At 41.5% G+C, this 809-nt stretch carries 1 protein-coding gene; it reads right to left on the bottom strand.

Annotated elements, in window-relative coordinates:
* Nucleotides 1-150 precede the first annotated feature (150 nt).
* The gene (locus A3756_RS02950) at nt 151-786 is read right to left on the bottom strand and encodes a cytochrome c oxidase assembly protein (protein WP_068515577.1); all 636 of its coding nucleotides are present in this window, start codon (nt 784-786) and stop codon (nt 151-153) included.
* Nucleotides 787-809 lie beyond the last annotated feature (23 nt).

An 809-nucleotide genomic window follows, 5' to 3' on the forward strand; every position in this document is an offset into this window, starting at 1 on the left:
ATTAACCCAAAATGCGACACCGAGTACTGTAAAAAATATTCCCATTACAGCAATAATGGGCCATTGGCTGCCGTGGGGGACGTAATAACTGTCAGAACCTGCTGTGCTCATAATGTCCTCTTTATTTTAATTGTTTGTACCATTAGCTATTCAAATAGTTTGCTTGTCGCCAGCTTTATTCAAAGTCTTCTTTGAGTCGCTGACAGAGGGTAATGCGTCTTTATTAGTTTTCAGTGAGTCGTCTCTGTTTGTGTTCATAATGGTATAAGATAAAGTTACCGTTTGAATGTCTTCAGGTAGATTCGGGTCGAGAACAAACTGTAAACCCATGTCTTTTGATTCGCCTGCTTGAAGGGTTTGAGTCTCAAAGCAGAAACATTCCATTTTCTTTAAATGTTGGTTTGCTTGCCATGGTGTAACCCCAGGTATTGACTGGGTTTCAACTGGCTGCGAACTGTTGTTCTTAAAGAAATAGCTGGTACTGACTCGTTCGCCAAGCTTCACCTTCATGGTTTTCGCTTCAGGTTTGAATTCCCATGCCATATTGCCATTTATAGTCGAGTCGAATTGAACCGTTACGGTTCTTAAAGACTGACTAAGTTCTTCGCTACTTAGTTCAGAAATCTCAGAGCGCCCACTGTTACTATCGATGCTATTGATACCGGCGACATCGCATACGAGTTTGTATAACGGCACCATCGCAAAGGCAAAGCCAAACATAAGCACTGTTAACATTGCGAGCTTTAGTGCGGTTTTCTTGTTTTGTTTTACTGGTACTTCACTCATGTTATGCACCCACGGCTAAAGTT

The sequence above is a fragment of the Oleiphilus sp. HI0086 genome, from assembly GCF_001635225.1.

Coding starts and splice junctions, on each gene's coding strand:
- A3756_RS02950 (WP_068515577.1), bottom strand. CDS start 786: ATGAGTGAAGTACCAGTAAAACAAAACAAGAAAACCGCACTAAAGCTC.